Annotated in this window: 17 protein-coding genes; 2 read left to right on the forward strand and 15 right to left on the reverse strand. The window is 53.5% G+C overall.

The genetic code is table 11. The annotated features are described in order from the left end of the window. Positions 1-20: 20 nt before the first annotated feature. The 4 genes from V7028_RS12460 to V7028_RS12475 form a co-directional block, all read right to left on the reverse strand. Positions 21-1,202, reverse strand: a complete 1,182-nt coding sequence (locus tag V7028_RS12460; RefSeq protein WP_334120407.1) for an MFS transporter — start codon at positions 1,200-1,202, stop codon at positions 21-23. Positions 1,203-1,229: 27 nt separating this feature from the next. Then, on the reverse strand, positions 1,230-2,336 hold the full coding sequence (aroC, locus tag V7028_RS12465) for a chorismate synthase (RefSeq protein WP_334120408.1): 1,107 nt from the start codon (positions 2,334-2,336) through the stop codon (positions 1,230-1,232). A gap of 82 nt (positions 2,337-2,418) precedes the next feature. Beyond that, positions 2,419-3,462: an NAD(P)/FAD-dependent oxidoreductase gene (locus V7028_RS12470; protein ID WP_334120409.1), complete on the reverse strand. Its 1,044-nt coding sequence runs from the start codon at positions 3,460-3,462 to the stop codon at positions 2,419-2,421. Between the two features lie 7 nt (positions 3,463-3,469). Then, positions 3,470-3,943 carry a CBS domain-containing protein gene (locus V7028_RS12475; protein WP_334120410.1) on the reverse strand — a complete coding sequence of 158 codons (474 nt, stop codon included), beginning with the start codon at positions 3,941-3,943 and terminating at the stop codon, positions 3,470-3,472. A 151-nt stretch (positions 3,944-4,094) separates the two neighbouring features. On the opposite strand from V7028_RS12475, the gene V7028_RS12480 reads away from it, so the two are divergent. Next, on the forward strand, positions 4,095-4,409 hold the full coding sequence (locus V7028_RS12480) for an Mpo1-like protein (protein WP_334120411.1): 315 nt from the start codon (positions 4,095-4,097) through the stop codon (positions 4,407-4,409). On the opposite strand, the gene der is transcribed toward V7028_RS12480, so the two are convergent. The 8 genes from der to ndk all read right to left on the reverse strand — a co-directional run bounded on the left by der (position 4,406) and on the right by ndk (position 13,246). Beyond that, entirely contained in the window at positions 4,406-5,731 is a 1,326-nt protein-coding gene (gene der / locus V7028_RS12485) for a ribosome biogenesis GTPase Der (RefSeq protein ID WP_334120412.1), read from the reverse strand. The two genes, V7028_RS12480 and der, sit on opposite strands and share 4 nt — an antisense overlap. An 8-nt stretch (positions 5,732-5,739) precedes the next feature. Beyond that, positions 5,740-6,918, reverse strand: coding sequence for an outer membrane protein assembly factor BamB (gene bamB / locus V7028_RS12490; protein ID WP_334120413.1), 1,179 nt, complete (start codon positions 6,916-6,918; stop codon positions 5,740-5,742). Then, on the reverse strand, positions 6,911-7,561 hold the full coding sequence (locus V7028_RS12495; RefSeq protein WP_334120414.1) for a YfgM family protein: 651 nt from the start codon (positions 7,559-7,561) through the stop codon (positions 6,911-6,913). The genes bamB and V7028_RS12495 overlap by 8 nt, the downstream gene beginning before the upstream one ends. Next, positions 7,558-8,883 carry a histidine--tRNA ligase gene (gene hisS, locus V7028_RS12500; protein WP_334120415.1) on the reverse strand — a complete coding sequence of 442 codons (1,326 nt, stop codon included), beginning with the start codon at positions 8,881-8,883 and terminating at the stop codon, positions 7,558-7,560. The genes V7028_RS12495 and hisS overlap by 4 nt, the downstream gene beginning before the upstream one ends. A gap of 50 nt (positions 8,884-8,933) precedes the next feature. After that, positions 8,934-10,220: a flavodoxin-dependent (E)-4-hydroxy-3-methylbut-2-enyl-diphosphate synthase gene (ispG, locus tag V7028_RS12505; protein ID WP_334120416.1), complete on the reverse strand. Its 1,287-nt coding sequence runs from the start codon at positions 10,218-10,220 to the stop codon at positions 8,934-8,936. A 29-nt stretch (positions 10,221-10,249) separates the two neighbouring features. After that, a complete protein-coding gene (locus V7028_RS12510) occupies positions 10,250-11,323 on the reverse strand; it encodes a RodZ domain-containing protein (protein ID WP_334120417.1) in 1,074 nt (357 codons plus the stop codon). A gap of 267 nt (positions 11,324-11,590) precedes the next feature. Continuing rightward, positions 11,591-12,730: a 23S rRNA (adenine(2503)-C(2))-methyltransferase RlmN gene (gene rlmN / locus V7028_RS12515; protein ID WP_334120418.1), complete on the reverse strand. Its 1,140-nt coding sequence runs from the start codon at positions 12,728-12,730 to the stop codon at positions 11,591-11,593. Between the two features lie 90 nt (positions 12,731-12,820). Further along, positions 12,821-13,246, reverse strand: a complete 426-nt coding sequence (gene ndk, locus V7028_RS12520) for a nucleoside-diphosphate kinase (protein ID WP_275271634.1) — start codon at positions 13,244-13,246, stop codon at positions 12,821-12,823. Between the two features lie 172 nt (positions 13,247-13,418). Between ndk and V7028_RS12525 the strand changes: the two genes are divergently transcribed. Beyond that, the gene (locus V7028_RS12525; RefSeq protein ID WP_305562962.1) at positions 13,419-14,123 is read left to right on the forward strand and encodes a Bax inhibitor-1/YccA family protein; all 705 of its coding nucleotides are present in this window, start codon (positions 13,419-13,421) and stop codon (positions 14,121-14,123) included. Between the two features lie 230 nt (positions 14,124-14,353). Here V7028_RS12525 and rlmD read toward each other — a convergent pair whose 3' ends face one another. From rlmD to V7028_RS12540, 3 genes are all read right to left on the reverse strand, one after another. Beyond that, positions 14,354-15,727 carry a 23S rRNA (uracil(1939)-C(5))-methyltransferase RlmD gene (gene rlmD / locus V7028_RS12530; protein WP_334120419.1) on the reverse strand — a complete coding sequence of 458 codons (1,374 nt, stop codon included), beginning with the start codon at positions 15,725-15,727 and terminating at the stop codon, positions 14,354-14,356. A 19-nt stretch (positions 15,728-15,746) separates the two neighbouring features. Then, positions 15,747-16,571 (reverse strand): peptidoglycan DD-metalloendopeptidase family protein, encoded by an 825-nt coding sequence (locus tag V7028_RS12535; protein ID WP_334120420.1) that lies wholly within the window; start codon positions 16,569-16,571, stop codon positions 15,747-15,749. Next, positions 16,568-17,032: protein-L-isoaspartate O-methyltransferase family protein (locus tag V7028_RS12540; protein WP_334120421.1), on the reverse strand; the 465-nt coding region annotated here is incomplete at its 5' end. The genes V7028_RS12540 and V7028_RS12535, both read right to left, overlap by 4 nt.

Below are 17,032 nucleotides of genomic sequence, written 5' to 3' on the forward strand. Positions count from 1 at the left end.
CAGTTGACAGTTTCGACAGTTTATCTCGACAAAAGTGCCCCACCTGCACCGGTCCGGGCAATTGTAAAACGCAAACCCAGGGCCAGCGCCAGCAAGCCACCAACAGCGGCCATGACAAAAGCACTGGCTGGCCCGCCCCATTCCCAGGCAAAACGGCCCAGCAATGTTCCCGCAGAACCCCCCAAACCATACGCAATGGTGGCATACATGGCCTGCCCGCGAACCACCAGGTTGACAGGCAGGTTTTCCCGAAGCCATGAAATGGTGGCTGTGTGATGGGCAGCAAAGGTAAGCGCATGCAAACCTTGAGCGAACACCATGACCCAACCGAATTCGGGAAATGCGGCCGTTAATGCGAAACGAAATGCACAGGTTCCGAAACTGATGCACAACCAGGCATTCAATGACAAACGCTTGAAAAACCGGGTTTGCAGTGCAAAAAACACCACCTCGCACATCACGCCGAAGGCCCACAAACCACCAATGCTGAGTTCCGAATAATTGAATTCCAGCAAGTAAAGCGAAAAGTAGGCGTAGAACACACCATGCGCGAAAATCATGAAAAACGCGGCCAGCCAGAACATGGGCATGGGCCCCGGAAACAGCAGGCGCCTGAAACCGCTTCCTGTCAAACCAGGCGTGTCATCAACATGGGAAACACGTTGCGAATCGGGTGTGAATTTCAAGGCTGCGACAAACCCCAGCAGCAACATGGCGCAGGCCCAAAACGGATAGGAAGTAAATCCGAATTGGTCAGCAACAGCCCCAAACACCAGCACAGCCACCACAAAACCGAGCGAACCGTACAAACGAACCTTGCCGTACTGACCGGTGCAACCAGCACAGCGTTCCATGGCGTAGGAATCGGACATCGGCACCAGCCCTGAAATGCTTAAATTCAGCAGCAGCACCAGCACGATCAGGTTTGAAGGGGTTTGCTGATTCAAAAATGCCAGCACTGCAAAGAAAAACCCCGCGAATGTGCCCGCACGAATCCAGCGCACACGGTTACCCGTGTGATCGGCCAGCCACCCCCAGGCAAAGGGGCCCACAATGCGCATCAGTTGCATCATGCCCAAGGCCAGCGCAATCACATCCAGGCTGTGCCCGATCGACTTCAGGTAAGGGCCAAGAAAAGGTGAATACAGGCCGACAAACGCGAAATACGCAGCATAGAAAAGTGCCAACCAGCCCAGTTGCAACTGCCCCACCTGCTTCAATGATGAAAATTAATAATTTGAAATACCGGATGGAATTTGCGGGGTATCCACCTTTACATCGCCGCACTGTGCGCGGTGAACCAGCATGTGATCCATGATCACCAACGCCAGCATGGCTTCGGCAATCGGTGTGGCGCGAATGCCCACGCAAGGATCGTGGCGACCAAATGTTTCTACTTCAATGGGATTGCCCGCCTTGTCGATCGACTTTCTGGGCAATCGAATGCTGGACGTGGGTTTGATGGCCATGCGCACTTCGATGTCTTGCCCAGTGGAAATACCGCCCAAAATACCGCCCGCATGGTTGGATCCAAAACCTTCAGGCGTCATTTCGTCGCCATGCTCGGAACCCTTTTGTGCAATGCAAGCAAAGCCGGCGCCAATTTCAACGCCTTTCACAGCATTGATGCTCATCATGGCATGGGCAATGTCAGCGTCCAGCTTGTCGTACAAAGGCGCCCCCAAACCAACAGGCACCCCTGTCGCTTGCACACGCAAGCCGGCACCACAAGAATCGCCCGACTTTCTCAGGGCATCCATGTAGGCTTCCAGCTCGGCAACCTTGCTGTTATTCGGTGCAAAAAACGGGTTTGTATGCACGTCATTCCAGGTAGAAAATGGAATATCGACTTCGCCGATCTGAGTCATGCAACCACGAATCTGAATACCCAATGTACCGGCAAGCCATTTCTTGGCAATGGCCCCTGCCGCCACCATGGGTGCAGTCATTCTGGCTGAAGATCGGCCACCACCGCGATAATCGCGAATGCCGTATTTGTGCCAGTAGGTGTAATCGGCATGGCCCGGACGAAACGTGTCCATGATATTGCCGTAATCTTTGCTGCGTTGGTCCTGGTTGCGAATCAGCAAACCAATGGGGGCACCGGTGGTGACGCCTTCAAACACACCGGATAGAATTTCAACCTGGTCTGCCTCTTGGCGCTGGGTGACGTGGCGCGATGTACCGGGCTTGCGCCGATCCAGGTCGGCCTGCAAATCGGCTGAGGTCAGGGGCAATCCGGGTGGGCAGCCATCCACAACACAACCAATGGCTGGCCCATGGCTTTCCCCAAAATTACTGACCACAAAAAGGCGACCCAGGCTGCTTCCGGACATGCGTATTCACTCGTTAGGCAAAACATTATTTTATCGGAATATCCCGCGCCTGAGCAGCGCGGGCGCTGAGCACACGCGATTGCTACTGAATCAATGTGGAATTGAAGCTGTGCAACATCTGATTTCCAAGTGCATGACCACTTAAAAACGCATCTTCAACACGGGCACCACTTAACCAGTCACCACAGGCACCCAGCATGTGGTCTTCATCAAAGTAGCACCGGATATCCAAGGGGTTGATCGGCAAGGAATACAACCAGCGGTGTGCCACCACTGCCAAAGGTTCTTCAACCAGTTGCCCGGTGACATTGCAAAACACGTCCAGCAACATTTTGCTCACTTCGTCGCTGGAATAGTCTTTGTGCTGCCCCGACCAATCTGCAGTGGCTTGCAACAGCCAACGATCACCCACCGCCCTGCCGGGCTTGGAGGAATCGCGACAAATCCAGCCCAGCGGGCTGTCAACCACAAATGCTCCGTCAAAATCAACTTTTAAAGCCTCACGCGGGGTCAGCATCAGCGCCCACGTGACATTGGAATGAACACCAGCAGCCATGGACGCCAAAGGTTCATGTACACCTTCAAACAGGGGCACCACCTGCTCGGCAGGAACAGCACAAACCACCGCATCAAAACCCGATTCGACCTGTACGGTACCATCAGCCAAATGCAGGGTCAGTTGATATTTGTCGCCCACCCGGCACATCCCCGCCACGCGGGACTGAAGACTAATATTCAATCCCTGCGACATAAAACGGGCCAGACTCGCCATACCAGGCGCACCGACCCAACGCACCGTGTCACTGGTGTGCAACTTGGTCAGGCCATAACCCAGATCAACAACTTTGCCGCGCCACTGCGCCACGGCACCCGCCGCCTCAGCCTGCGCAAGCAAGTCTGCAAATGCCGGGGCTGTGGCCTGAAAATACTGCGTGCCGTGATCAAAACCAACAGGCGGCTCAACATCTCGATTCAGCCAACGCGTGGGCATGCGCCCGCCCGGGCCACGGCTTTTCTCAAAAACATGCACATCGTGACCATGTTGAACCAATTCACGGGCACAGGCCAAACCGGCTATGCCCGCACCAACAATCGCAATACGCTTTTTCACGTCGTTACCACTCATTGGCTACTCAATTGCTGTTTTCTTCCATCGGCCAATCGCGGATATAGCCCTTGAGCATCTTGTTCTCAAACCCTTGCTCTTCCAGCACCGCCTTGGCCACATCGTGAAAAGAAATCACGCCACACAACGTGCTGCCATCCATCACGGGCAAATAACGCTGGTGGTTTTCCAACATCAATTTGCGCAAGCTGTCCACTTCCATGTCAAGCGTGGCCACCGTTGGCGCCGGGTTCATCACCTCCCGCACCACGATTTCCGCCACGGGTGGCGTCGGGCCAGTGCGCTGTTCTTTCTGGCGCTTGGCCAGCACTCGAATAACTTCCCGGAAGGTGACGATGCCAGCCAATTCACCTTTGTCCATCACCACCAGTGAACCCACATCATGATCGGCCATGGTTACCACGCAATCGGATAAATGCGTGTCCGGTGTCACTGTGAACAGCGTGTTTCCCTTCACTCGCAGCACTTCTTTGACTTGCATCGCAAACCTCCTAGAATATTCTTGTGATGTTTTTATTCATCCTACCCGAACTGGCAAAGCTTTCAAGTCTAAATTTTTGTCCAGAGGCAGGCCAGAAGCGGCCAAGGCTGTAAACTAGAACGTACAAAAACAAACAAATGGAGACACCAACATGCCAAAAACCGGAAACCGATTTCAAACGTTCGCGGACTTCTATCCTTTTTATCTGGCTGAACACAACAATTTGATCTGCAGACGCCTGCACTTTGTGGGCTCTACACTTGCATTGATTTGCCTGTTCAAGCTGATTACAACCGGCCAGCCGGTCTGGCTGCTGTCTGGTCTGCTAGTGGGATATGCATTTGCATGGGTAGGTCATTTCTTTTTCGAGAAGAACCGCCCAGCCACATTCAAGTATCCGCTTTACAGCTTCATGGGTGACTGGGTGATGTACAAGGACATCCTGACCCGCAAAATTCCGTTTTAATCTTTTTTGTCAAACGGGTTCACGTTGCTTCGGAATTCAACCCGAAGCGGCGTGCCATCCAGCTTGAATCGCTCGCGAATTCGGGTTTCCAGGTAGCGCTTGTAATTGTCGGGAATTGCATCCAGTGCAGTACCGTGAACAATCACGATGGGCGGGTTCTGTCCGCCCTGGTGGGCATAACGTAACTTGGGCCGGAAAATGCCTTTGCGCGGCGGTTGCTGGTGCTCAACGCACTCTTGAATCAGGCGTGTCAGTTTGGGCGTGGACAACTTCGCAAACGCAGCAGCGTGCGCTTCGTCCACTGATTTCATCATGGCCGCAATGCCGAAAGGCTTGGTGGCCGACACGTAGTGAAACTTCGCGTAACTCAGGAAGGTCAGCTTGCGCCCAACTTCTGCCTTGATGCGTTCCTTGCGGTAATCGTCCAGGCTGTCCCACTTGTTCACAGCCAACACCAGCGAGCGCCCTGCTTCTACAATAAAACCAGCGATTGAGGCATCCTGATCGGAAATGTCCTGCTGTGCATCCAGCATCAAGATCACCACATTGGCGTCTTCAATAGCTTGCAGGGTTTTGATCACTGAAAACTTTTCAACTGACTCAAACACCTTGCCACGCTTGCGCAAGCCAGCGGTATCAATCAGGGTGTAGGGCTTGTCATTGCGTTCGAAATCGATGTAAATACTGTCGCGGGTGGTGCCGGGCAAATCGAACGCAATCACGCGTTCTTCACCCAGCAGCGTGTTCACCATGGTGGACTTGCCCACATTCGGCCGCCCGGCAATGGCCACCTTGATACGGCGTCCACCTTCGTCATCTTCAGGCAGCACAGGCAGCTTTTCGCAGGCCATGTCCATCAACTGGCGCACGCCATCGCCGTGGCTTGCAGAAATGGTTTCCGGTTCGCCTAAACCCAACTCAAAGAAATCGGCAGCCGCCATCGAGTGCGTGTAGCCCTCGGTTTTGTTGACCACCAAAATGACTTCGCGCTTGGCCTTGCGCAGTTCGGCCGCGATCACGTGGTCATGCGGGGTTACACCCTGCCTGCCATCCACAATGAACAGAACCAGATCCGATTCAAGAATAGCCTGGCGGCTTTGCTTGGCCATCTCGGCGTAAATGCCTTCCTTGGCCACAGGCTCAAGGCCACCAGTATCAACCACCAGGTATTCGCGCGGGCCGATTCTGCCCAAACCGTAGTGGCGGTCACGGGTTAAGCCAGGCTGGTTGGCCACCAGGGCGTCTCTTGTTCGGGTCAAGCGATTGAACAATGTGGACTTGCCCACGTTTGGGCGCCCAACCAGGGCAATGACAGGTTTCATGTTTTACTTTACTGGACAGATATCAGGGCCACACTGCCGCCACGCGATTGCACAATCAGTGCCTCGGTTTCGACAGGCACAGGCTGGCTGGTGAATGTGGTAGAACCCACTTTCGTTCGCGCAATGGTTTTGCCTGTGTCTCGTTCAATGAAATGAACATATCCTTCAAAATCACCCACGGCCACCGCGCGGCCAATTACGGCTGGAGTGGTCGGCAGGCGGCGCTGGAAGTTTTCGATTTTCCAAACCTGCTTGCCACCACTTCGGGAAAACGCAAACATATCACCCAATTCATTCGGGGCAATCATGTAACGGTCATCAACCGATGCGCCGCTGGGTGCGGAAAAATCAACTGTCCAGATGGGGCGTGCACTTACCGCATCCAGACAACCCAATTTACCCTGGAATGCCGCAGCACACACTTCCCGGAAGTTGTAAACAGGCGTGCCTGTTACATCGGCGATGCGCTCAATCTCAGTGGTGCCTGTGGGCGAGGCCAAAGCCCCTTCCCAAGCTACAGTGCCTGCATTCAAGTCCAGCGCAACCAGACGACCGCCGGGGAAACCTGCATACACCCGTGCGTTGTTCACGTCCACAGGGCTATTCACGCGCAAGGTCAAAGGTGGCAACTGGCGTGTGTATTTCCAGCGCTGGCCGCCGTTCGATGCAGAATAGGCAATCACCGAGAAATCAATGCCCCGAACCAGAATGGTCCCCGAGGCACCCACAGGCACGCTGCTGACATCGCTACCAATGCCGGTTTGCCATTTCTGTTTGCCATCCAGATCAAAAGCGATCAGGTTGTTGTTCACGTCAATTACAGCCACGGTGTCCAGGGTTGCGGCCACGCCGGCCTTCAATTTGGAACCCACTTTCACTTTCCATCTGGTTTTGCCGGTGGCTTTGTCGACCGCAATCAACTGCCCCTCTTCAGACGCAGCGTACACCGTGGAATCCAGCAACACGGGGGCAAATGTGCCCTGCTTTGAATCCCCTACATCCACGGACCAGGCGTTGGCCACTTTGAGCTGAGGCGTAAATTCCTGCAGCGCGGCAGGTTTAACAGAGCCACCGCCAAAAGGGTTCAGGCTGCTCATGGTCGAGCTGATTGTTGCGCAGCCGCCCAGCAAAGCCAGAACTGCAACAGCGAATGTCATTTTGATGGCTTGCTTCATTGGCTCACTCATTCACTTGATCTCCAGTTTTGGGCAAGGCACTGATTTTGCGCTCAATTACTTGCTTCCACGGGCTGTCGGCTTGAATGGTGCTTTGCGCCAGTTCATATTCCTTGCGCGCGGTTGCCACATCTTTTTGCGCCAAAGCCAAGTCGCCCAAACGGTCATGAAACAGGCCATCAAAGCCCGGAAGACTTTCTCCCAAAGCTGCCTTGGCCCCTTCGAAGTCGGACTGCTCAATCAAAATTGCACTCAACAACAAACGCGCTGTTGCTTCATATTCGTCCAGCCGAGCCTCTTGCGTGGCCCACTGAAGCTGGGCTTTGGCTTCATCAAGCTTGCCTTGATCAAAATAAGCTTTGGCTGCCAGCAAGGCACCACGTTGTGCGTACGGCGAGCGTGCGTGCTCATCTGCAAGGGTTTTCTGAATTTGGCCTGCCAGCTCCAGATCACCTTGATCAACCGCTGCCTGCAACTTTTCATACACAACAACAGAATCAGAGGACTGGCGCGCTTGCCACCACTTCCAACCATTGTTCAATGCAAAGGCACCGAACACAAGAATCAACACGGTCAAAATGAAATTGCCGTATTTGGACCAAAATGCTTTCAAACTGGCCAGTTGTTCCTGCTCTTCAAGGCTGTATCGACTCAAGACTCCTCTCCTTCTCCGTAAAGCAGGCCGAAAATGGCTTCGGCCAATCCCTCTTGTTTGAATTCCTGCTGCGTGCTTTCGCCACGCAATACTTTCACTGCGGCCGTGCCCGTATTCAATTCGTTCTCGCCCAGAATAACCGCCACGGCAGCACCGCTAACATCTGCGCGCTTCATCTGACTTTTGAAACCACCGCCACCGGCGTGCAAAACCACAGCAAACCCGGCATCACGCAATTCTTCGGCCAGGGTAAACGCGCGGCGCGCCGTGCCTTCACCCTGGTGAACCACATACACATCCAGATCAGCGGTGTCATCGGGCTGGTTCATTTCCAGGTACAGCTCAAGCAAACGTTCCAGGCCAATGGCAAAGCCAATGGCGGGGGTGTGCTTGCCACCCAGCACTTCGATCAGGCCATCGTAACGGCCACCACCGCAAATGGTGCCCTGGGTACCCAAGGCATCGGTAATCCATTCAAACACGGTCAGGTTGTAGTAATCGAGCCCGCGCACCAGGCGCGGATTTTCGACGTAACGCACACCTGCGTCATCAAGCAGGCGCTTGACGCCCTGATAATGTACCAGCGATTCCGTTCCCAAAAATTCCGACAAACGGGGCGCACCGTTGACCATGTCTTGCATGGTGGGATTTTTCGTATCCAGAATGCGCAGGGGGTTGCTGTGCAGGCGGCGCTTTGCATCTTCATCCAACAACTCGGCGTGCGCTTCAAAATAGGTAATCAAAGCCTGCCTGTGGGTCAAACGTTCCTGTGCTTCACCCAGGCAATTGATTTCAAGCCGCACGTCTTCAAGGCCCATTTCACGCCACAAACGTGAAAGCATCACAATCAACTCAGCGTCAATGTCGGGGCCGGCAAAACCAAGCGCTTCCACATCCAGTTGGTGGAACTGCCTGTAGCGGCCACGCTGGGGGCGCTCATGGCGAAACACCGGGCCCATGGAGTACACGCGCTGAGGCGCCGCGTAGGTCAGGTTGTGTTGAATGGTGGCACGCGCAATTCCCGCAGTGAATTCAGGGCGCAAGGTCAGTTCATCACCGTTCAGGCGATCAACAAAACTGAACATCTCTTTTTCGACAATGTCGGTGACTTCACCAATGCCCCGGCGAAACAACGATGTGGGTTCCAGCACAGGGGTTTTGATCAAGCGGTAACCATAGGAAGTCAACCACTCACGCAGCATGACCTCCAGGTTTTCCCAATGAATGCCTTCTACGGGCAAGACATCGTTCATTCCCTTGACGGATTGAAGTCGGGGTTGCTTTTTGGCTTTGGATGGTTCCGGCGACTCAGGATGACTCATTGACGCATTCAACTTAATTTCTCAACCCGGTATTGTCGCCTATTCTTGGGCTACTTGTTGCCGCCTGCGTACCTTTGCTCTACATAACGCTGCACAATTGCCTGAAATTCCTGAGCAATGTTCTCGCCTTTCAGGGTCACCGTGCGTTTGCCGTCCAAAAACACCGGGGCAGAAGGTGCTTCTCCGGTTCCGGGCAAGGAAATGCCGATGTCAGCATGCTTGCTTTCGCCCGGGCCATTGACAACACAACCCATCACAGCAACCTTCATTTCCTCAACACCCACATACTGGTTTTTCCAGATGGGCATTTGGTCGCGCAGGTAGGTTTGAATTTGATCGGCCAATTCCTGAAACACGGTGCTGGTGGTGCGGCCACAACCCGGGCAGGCAATCACCTGTGGGGTAAAAGCGCGCAAGCCCAGCGACTGCAAAATTTCCTGACCAACCAGCACTTCCTTGCAGCGGTCGCCGTTGGGTTCTGGGGTCAGCGACACCCGAATGGTGTCGCCAATGCCTTCCTGCAGCAAGACAGACAAAGCCGCGGTGGAAGCCACAATGCCTTTGGTGCCCATACCGGCTTCGGTCAGCCCCAAATGCAGCGGAAATTCACTGCGGCCGGCCAACTCGCGGTACACCGCAATCAAATCCTGCACTTGGCTAACCTTGCATGACAGCACAATTTTATTGGCGGGCAAGCCCAGATCAACCGCTTTGTGCGCGCTGCTGACAGCTGACTCGATCAGCGCTTGGTACATTAACTGCTGGGCGGGCAAAGGGTCGGCTTTTTTGCCGTTCTCATCCATCATGCGGGCCAGCAGGTTTTGATCCAGGCTGCCCCAGTTCACGCCAATCCGAACAGGCTTGTCGTGCTCGGCGGCAATTGCAATCATGGATGCAAAATTGTCGTCGCGGGAGCGGGACGAGCCCACATTGCCGGGGTTGATTCGATATTTGGAAAGCGCCCTGGCGCAATCAGGATACTTTTGCAGCAGCAAGTGACCGTTGTAATGGAAGTCGCCCACCAGCGGCACCGGAATGCGCATTTTGTCCAGTTGCTCACGAATATAGGGCACAGCCTCGGCAGACGCATCGTTGTTCACCGTAATGCGCACCATTTCGCTACCCGCCAGGTACAGCGCCTTGATTTGCAAGGCCGTGTTCAAAGCATCTGCCGTGTCGGTGTTGGTCATCGACTGCACTAGCACAGGCGCCCCACCACCGATTGAAACCACGTGCTCTTTCCAGCGAACATCCACTTGATGTGTTGGGCGGCGGCTCTGAGGAGTATTTGGAATCACGATTGCACTTCTGGTGGTTGGACGGGTTTCGGAAGACATGCAAGGAGGCTTTGAAACGCCCCCCTTTCTTACTGAATGGTAATACGTGCCACTTCGCCACGAATGGACGAAGAAAGGTCAACGGGTTTGCCGTTGCTGGAAATCTCCACGGATTTTGCATTGCCAACGATCAATTTGAATGGTGCCTGACCGAGCACTTCAAGACTGCTGCCGGCGTCGTTGAGCTGGGAAATCAGCACTTTGTCATCTGAATCACGCACTGTCACCCATGATTGCTCTTGAAACTTGAAACGCAAAGCTGACTGTGCACCGCTGGCTGCCGGGGTCTCGGCAGCTGGGGGGGTGGGCGCAACCTCGCTCGTTGAAACCGGCGGTGTTGTGCCTGATGTTGAACCAGCCACTGGCGGCGCTGAGGCTTGGGGTTGCTGCAACGCCGGAAATACCGAGGAAGCATCCCCGTCTGCTGCGGGTGCATCCAGCGGCAACGGCAAAGACTGTTCAACCGTGTCAGCAGCCACTGGTGCATCATTGGGCTCAATGGCATCGCCTGCGGCCTCGGTTTCGCTGGTTTCTGTGGCCTGGTTGGACAAAAACACCGGAATGTAAAACACCGCCATGACAGCGACCGCAGCAAGCACAATGCCATAGCTCAGCGATTTTTTACCTGTTTTCCGGTCAAAGTTCAGTGTGGACAAGCGCTTGGAACTGCTTGGCATTTTTGGCTCAAGGGGTTCAGCGCGCATGGCCTCGCCTTGACCTGTACGCACAACCTTGGCTTGCGCACTGCTTTCGGAAAACCCGAAAGACAAGATGATCGGTGCGGCGTCCAGCTTCAGCGCCTTGCAGTAACTTTTGATAAAAGCTTTCGCGAATGTTTCAGGCGGCAAGCGGCCCACATCGCCACTTTCAATGGCCTCTAACTGCCTTTCATTGATTTTTGTCTGGGCGCTGATGTCGCTAAGGGAGTATCCGGCTCTCTCTCGGGCTGCACGCAAAATTTCGCCAGGATTTTGACCTGACTCAAGCAGGGTCAAATTCGGATGCTTTTCGGTGGTTGAGCCATTGTTTTGCTCAGTTTTCACATCTTGACCTGCGCTGGCATCTGACGATTCAGTTTTGCTCATGGCACGATTTTCATTCATTTGGTCTTTCCAAGCGTCGGCTGACCCACAAGGGCACCGATTGGTAATTGTAATATCTTCACCGCCACTACGTTTGCAGCATAATCGAAGCGGGCGGGTAGTTTCAAGTATTTTCTATGAAAATTCAATGTGTTGAGCAATCTTTTGAAAGAAAGTCGCAAGTTCTGGGCTGATTTCCACATTCTGGAGAACAAAACAGGACACCTGATTGCAACAACACCTTTGAACGATCAAATCATTGTATGACAAAGCACACCCAATAAAAGCCTAGTTCCTTCGTTTGGAGGAACCCTTCAGTTCGTCAATTGACACAGTGGCATACTGGCGCTCCCGCACCTTGGTCCGGTCTTTGACCTCGCCTGCCAACTGACCGCAAGCCGCATCGATATCGTCACCGCGTGTTTTTCGAACTGTGGTTACCACACCGCCCCCAGAGAGTATGTCTACAAACGTTTTGATGGCGGGCACGGTTGACTTGATCAAACCCGATTCCGGAAATGGATTGAACGGAATCAAATTGAACTTGCACGGCACAATGCTTGCGATTTCAAGCAACTGTTGCGCGTGCTCGGGCTTGTCATTTACACCATCAAGCATCACGTATTCAAAGGTGATGAAATCACGAGGCGCAAATTTCAAATAACGCAAACAGGCGTCAAGCAATTCACGCAGTGGGTATTTTTTATTCAAGGGCACAAGCTGGTCGCGCAATGCATCGTTCGGTGCATGCAGCGACACAGCCAGGGCCACCGGACAGTCTTGGGAAAGCCTGTCCATGAAAGGCACCACACCGGAAGTGGACACGGTAACGCGGCGGCGCGACAAACCATACGCCGTGTCGTCCAGCATCAGCTGCAACGCAGGCACCAGTGCATCGTAATTCAGCAAAGGTTCGCCCATGCCCATCATGACCACGTTGGTTACAGGGCGTTCCTGGGCATACACGCGATTGCCCGCGTCCCGCAACAAGACATTGGCTTTCCACAATTGGGCCACAATTTCAGCGGTGCTCAAGTTGCGGGAAAAGCCCTGCTTGCCAGTTGAGCAAAAGCGACAGTTCACGGCGCAACCCGCCTGAGAGCTGACGCACAAGGTGCCTCGACGCTCTTCGGGAATAAACACGGTTTCCACGGCGTCGCCATGCCCAACATCAAACAGCCACTTGCGGGTGCCGTCTTTGGACACATGATCGGAAATAATACCGGGCGCCCGGATACAGGCGCGATTGTTCAAATTCTGACGAAATGACTTCGCAAGGTCGGTCATGGACTCGAAATTGTCCACGCCTGACTGGTGAATCCACTTGGCCAGTTGCTTGGCCCGAAATGGTTTTTCGCCCAAATTACCACACCACTGAATCAGCTCGGGCACCGAGTAGTCCAGCAAGTTGTCGAGTTGTTCACTCATGGTGTGTCCTTTCAAAACCAACGGGGACGCAAGTGCGCCCCCGGAATTCAACGCAATCTGTTCAGCTTAATATTCAGCTTACTGATCAGATTAACGTGAAAATACTTGTGACGCTGGGAAGAAATAAGCGATTTCATTGGCAGCCGTTTCCGCTGCATCTGAACCATGAACAGCGTTTGCATCAATGCTTTCAGCAAAATCAGCACGAATGGTGCCGGCAGCAGCTTCCTTGGGGTTTGTAGCGCCCATCAGTTCACGGTTTTTGGCAATGGCGTTCTCGCCTTCCAGGGCTTGAATCATCACCGGACCGGAAATCATGAATTCAACCAGGTCGTTGAAAAAGGGGCGTGCCTTGTGCACAGCGTAGAAGCCTTCTGCTTCGGCGCGTGACAGGTGGGCCATGCGTGCGGCAACTACTTTCAGGCCCGCAGCTTCAAAACGGCTGTAAATTTGACCAATTACGTTTTTTGCAACAGCATCAGGCTTGATGATGGACAGGGTGCGCTCGATTGCCATGGTAATAACCACTCCGAAAAATTAGAAAAGCGTGAAAATTAACCCGCGATTATAGCCTGTTTATATAAAAAACCCAATCATTGGCCTGACCCACATCTTGAATTGAAACTTTTCGCCTTTACCATTACTCTAAATCTGTAGCAATTCGCGTTTTAAAAAGGAGCGAGAACATATGTCTGACCTGAGAACAGCACAATTCGGCCGCACAGCCGGTGGTGTTTCATCCGTAGAAACCAACCGTGTTCTGCGAAACACATACTTTTTGCTGGCCCTGTCAATGATCCCAACAGCTTTGGGTGCATTCGCAGGCATTCAGTTTGGCTTTTTCACCTTGTTCGCCGGTAGCCCCATTCTGTCATTCGTCGTCATGCTAGGCGCCATGTTCGGTTTTATCTGGGGCATTCAGCGCAACCGCAACAACTCGTTTGGTGTGGTGCTCATGCTGGGCTTCACATTCTTCATGGGTCTGATGTTGTCCGGCATCCTGTCAGTTGCGCTCAGCCTGTCCAACGGCAGTTCAATCATCATGATGGCCGCACTGGGCACCGCGGGTATTTTCTTTGGTTTGGCCAGCTACGCAGCCGTGACCAAGCGCGACTTCACAAATATGGGCAAAGGCCTGTTGATTGGTCTGGTGATGGTGATTGTGGCTTCAGTGGCCAACATCTTCCTGCAAATGCCCGCCCTGTCGCTGACCATTTCCACAATTTGTGTGGGCCTGTTCTCGCTGTTCATTTTGTATGACCTGCAACGTGTAATGCGTGGCGGAGAAACCAATTACATTTCCGCGTCGCTAAGCATTTATTTGAGTTTGTATAATTTGTTCGTGAATTTGCTGCAGCTGCTCATGGTGTTCGCTGGCGGCAGCCGCGAGTAAGCATAGGCGAGCTGAGGAAAAACCACCCAAAGTTACCTGAAAGTAACTGATTTGAAAGCTCTTTTTTGACACTTTGCAACATCGAAAGTTGTTGCAAAGTAAATTTTAAAAGCGCAACATGCAATTTCAGTGGGTCGGTATCTATACTGACCGCCGAGTTGGTGAGGCAAAAACACCAACGAAAACGGGGCCGCAACGGCCCCGTTTGTTATTTGTACGCACTGTGCCCCTCAGGAATACACGCTGTAAGCCACCCGCTCAAACACTGCGATTGATTCCACATGCGATGTGTGCGGGAACATGTTCACCACCCCTGCTTTCATCAACTTGTACGAACCCACATTGCACAACACCCCCGTGTCGCGCGCCAGGGTGCCTGGGTTGCAACTGACATACACAATACGCTTGGGCTGAAATTCAGCCCGGGCACCCACAATGGCTTTGCAAATTTCAAGCGCACCATCGCGCGGTGGATCCACCAGCACTTTGTCAAACTGCCCCCAACTTTCCCATTCAGGTGTTTCCACTTCGAACAGGTTGCGCACATGGAATTCGGTTTTATCGGTCAAGCCGTTGAATTCAGCATTTTCGCCAGCGCGGTCTACCAGATCCTGCGACCCTTCAAAACCCTTCACAAAACTGCTTTTGGTGGCCAAAGGCAAGGAGAAGTTGCCCAAGCCACAGAACAGGTCCAGCACCCGGTCTTCTGGGTTTAAATCGAGCAGGGACACGGCACGACTGACCATCGCATCGTTGATCATGTGGTTGACCTGCGTGAAGTCGGTCGGCTTGAAACGCATGCGAATGCCAAAACTGGGAATTCGGTAGGTCAAGTCCACGGGTTTGTCGGCTTCAAGGCGATGCGCTGTGGCCGGGCCACCAGGCTGCAGCCACCAGTCCACCCCCCATTCGTCTCCAAACGCCTTCAGCGTGTCCAGGTCCGATTCACTCAAGGGTTCCAGGTGCCGCAGTACCATGGCCGTTACGCCCTCGCCAACGGCCAGTTCAATTTGCGGCAAACGCATGAAAATGCTGAGCGTGACCAGCATATTGCCCAGCGGCACAATCATGTTGGACACATGCTTGGGCAACACATGGCATTCCTGCATATCCGCCACATAGGAGGACGATTTCTCATGGAAACCCACAAAAAAACGGTCTTTCTTGATCACGAAACGGGTGCTTAAACGCGCACGGTGGCGGTAACCCCAAAACGAGCCGTAAATAGGCGGCATCATCTGTTCGGGTTGTTGGCGACCAATGCGCAGCAGCAAGTCTTCCAACGCACGGTTTTTAATGGCCACCTGCGCATTCGGCTCAATGTGCTGCATGGCGCAGCCGCCACATACCCCGTAATGCGGGCACTTGGGGGTGGTGCGGGTGGATACGGTATTCAGTACCTGTAGCGTTCTGCCTTTCGAATAACTGGGCTTGATGCGCACCACTTCTGCAATCACGGTTTCACCGGTGATTGCACCATCAATAAAATGCACTTTGCCATCCACATGACCAATGCCGTTTGCATCAAGGTCAATGGACTCAATGGTAACTTGCACCTGTGGAAACACCACAGGTGTGCGGTCTTTTTTCTTTTTTCGGCCCATGGCTTACATTCGATAAAAATTAACGGGCCGGGAGGTAGTCCATCGGGTCAACAGGTTTGCCCTGCTTGCGCACTTCAAAGTGCAGCTTGGGGCGATCGGTGTCGGACTGCCCTGCCTCGGCAATTTTCTGGCCTTTGGTGACTGGCTCGCCCTCTTTGACCAGCAGGGTTTTGTTATGCGCATAGGCCGTCAACAGGTTGTTGTCGTGTTTCAGAATGATCAAATTGCCATAGCCACGAAGGGCATTGCCGGAATACACCACACGCCCGGCCTGTGAGGCCAGCACAGGATCCCCTACTTTTGCAGTCAGGTCGATGCCTTTGTTCACACCAGGTTTGTAGCCCTGCACAATTTCACCGGGATGAGGCCAGATAAAACCCATGGTCACCGCCGTGGGCGCGGGTGGCTTGATTTCCGGCGCGGGGGTGTTCTCAATCGGCCTGGCACCGCCTGCAGGGGGTATGGGAGTAATTTCCACACCGCTGTCTTCAGTGATTGTTCCGCCGGCGGAACCACCGGCCACAGGGCCAGGCGCACCAGTCACGCGCAATTTCTGGCCAATGCTCAATTTACTGGGGTCACTCAAATTGTTGGCACGGGCCAGTTCACGCCAGTCCAAACCAAAATCCAGGGCAATGCTGTACAAAGTATCGCCAGCTTTCACGGTGTAAATGCCGTCAGTGGCCACTGATGTATCGGAGGACCTGGACGGCAAACGGTCCACAACCGGGGCTTGATTACCAGTTGTAGTACACGCGCCAAGAAAAACCAGGGTTGCAAAACCGACAGCCAATGCACGTGTGTGACCCAATAAAGGGGGTTTTTCAAATACGCCACGTTTCATACGATGCGAGTTCCTTGTAACAGGGGTACGAATTTTACCAAGTCTTTTTTCTCACGGTGCCATTTGTCAGCCGCAAGACGGTCCACAACGACCAAATTCTGTTGATTGTGATCGGCAACTGGCACGATCAGGCGCCCGCCAACTTTCAACTGTTTAAGCAGAGCCTGCGGAATTTCAAGACCAGCAGCGGCCACAATGATGACATCAAACGGTGCCTGTGCGGGCAAGCCAAGCAAACCATCGCCATGAATTACTTTCACTTTGTGAAAACCGGCGAGTTTCAAATTGCGCTGGGCCTTGTCGTACAAGGCCTCAATGCGCTCGATACTGAACACTCGCCTGGCAAGGTTTGCAAACACGGCAGCCTGATAGCCACAGCCTGCCCCCACCTCCAGGACATTGTCGAGTTCTTTGCGGCCATCCAGTGCATATTCTGCAAAACGCGCCACGGTGAACGGGCG

The organism is Limnobacter sp. (assembly GCF_036846585.1).
Classification (GTDB): Bacteria; Pseudomonadota; Gammaproteobacteria; order Burkholderiales; family Burkholderiaceae_B; genus Limnobacter.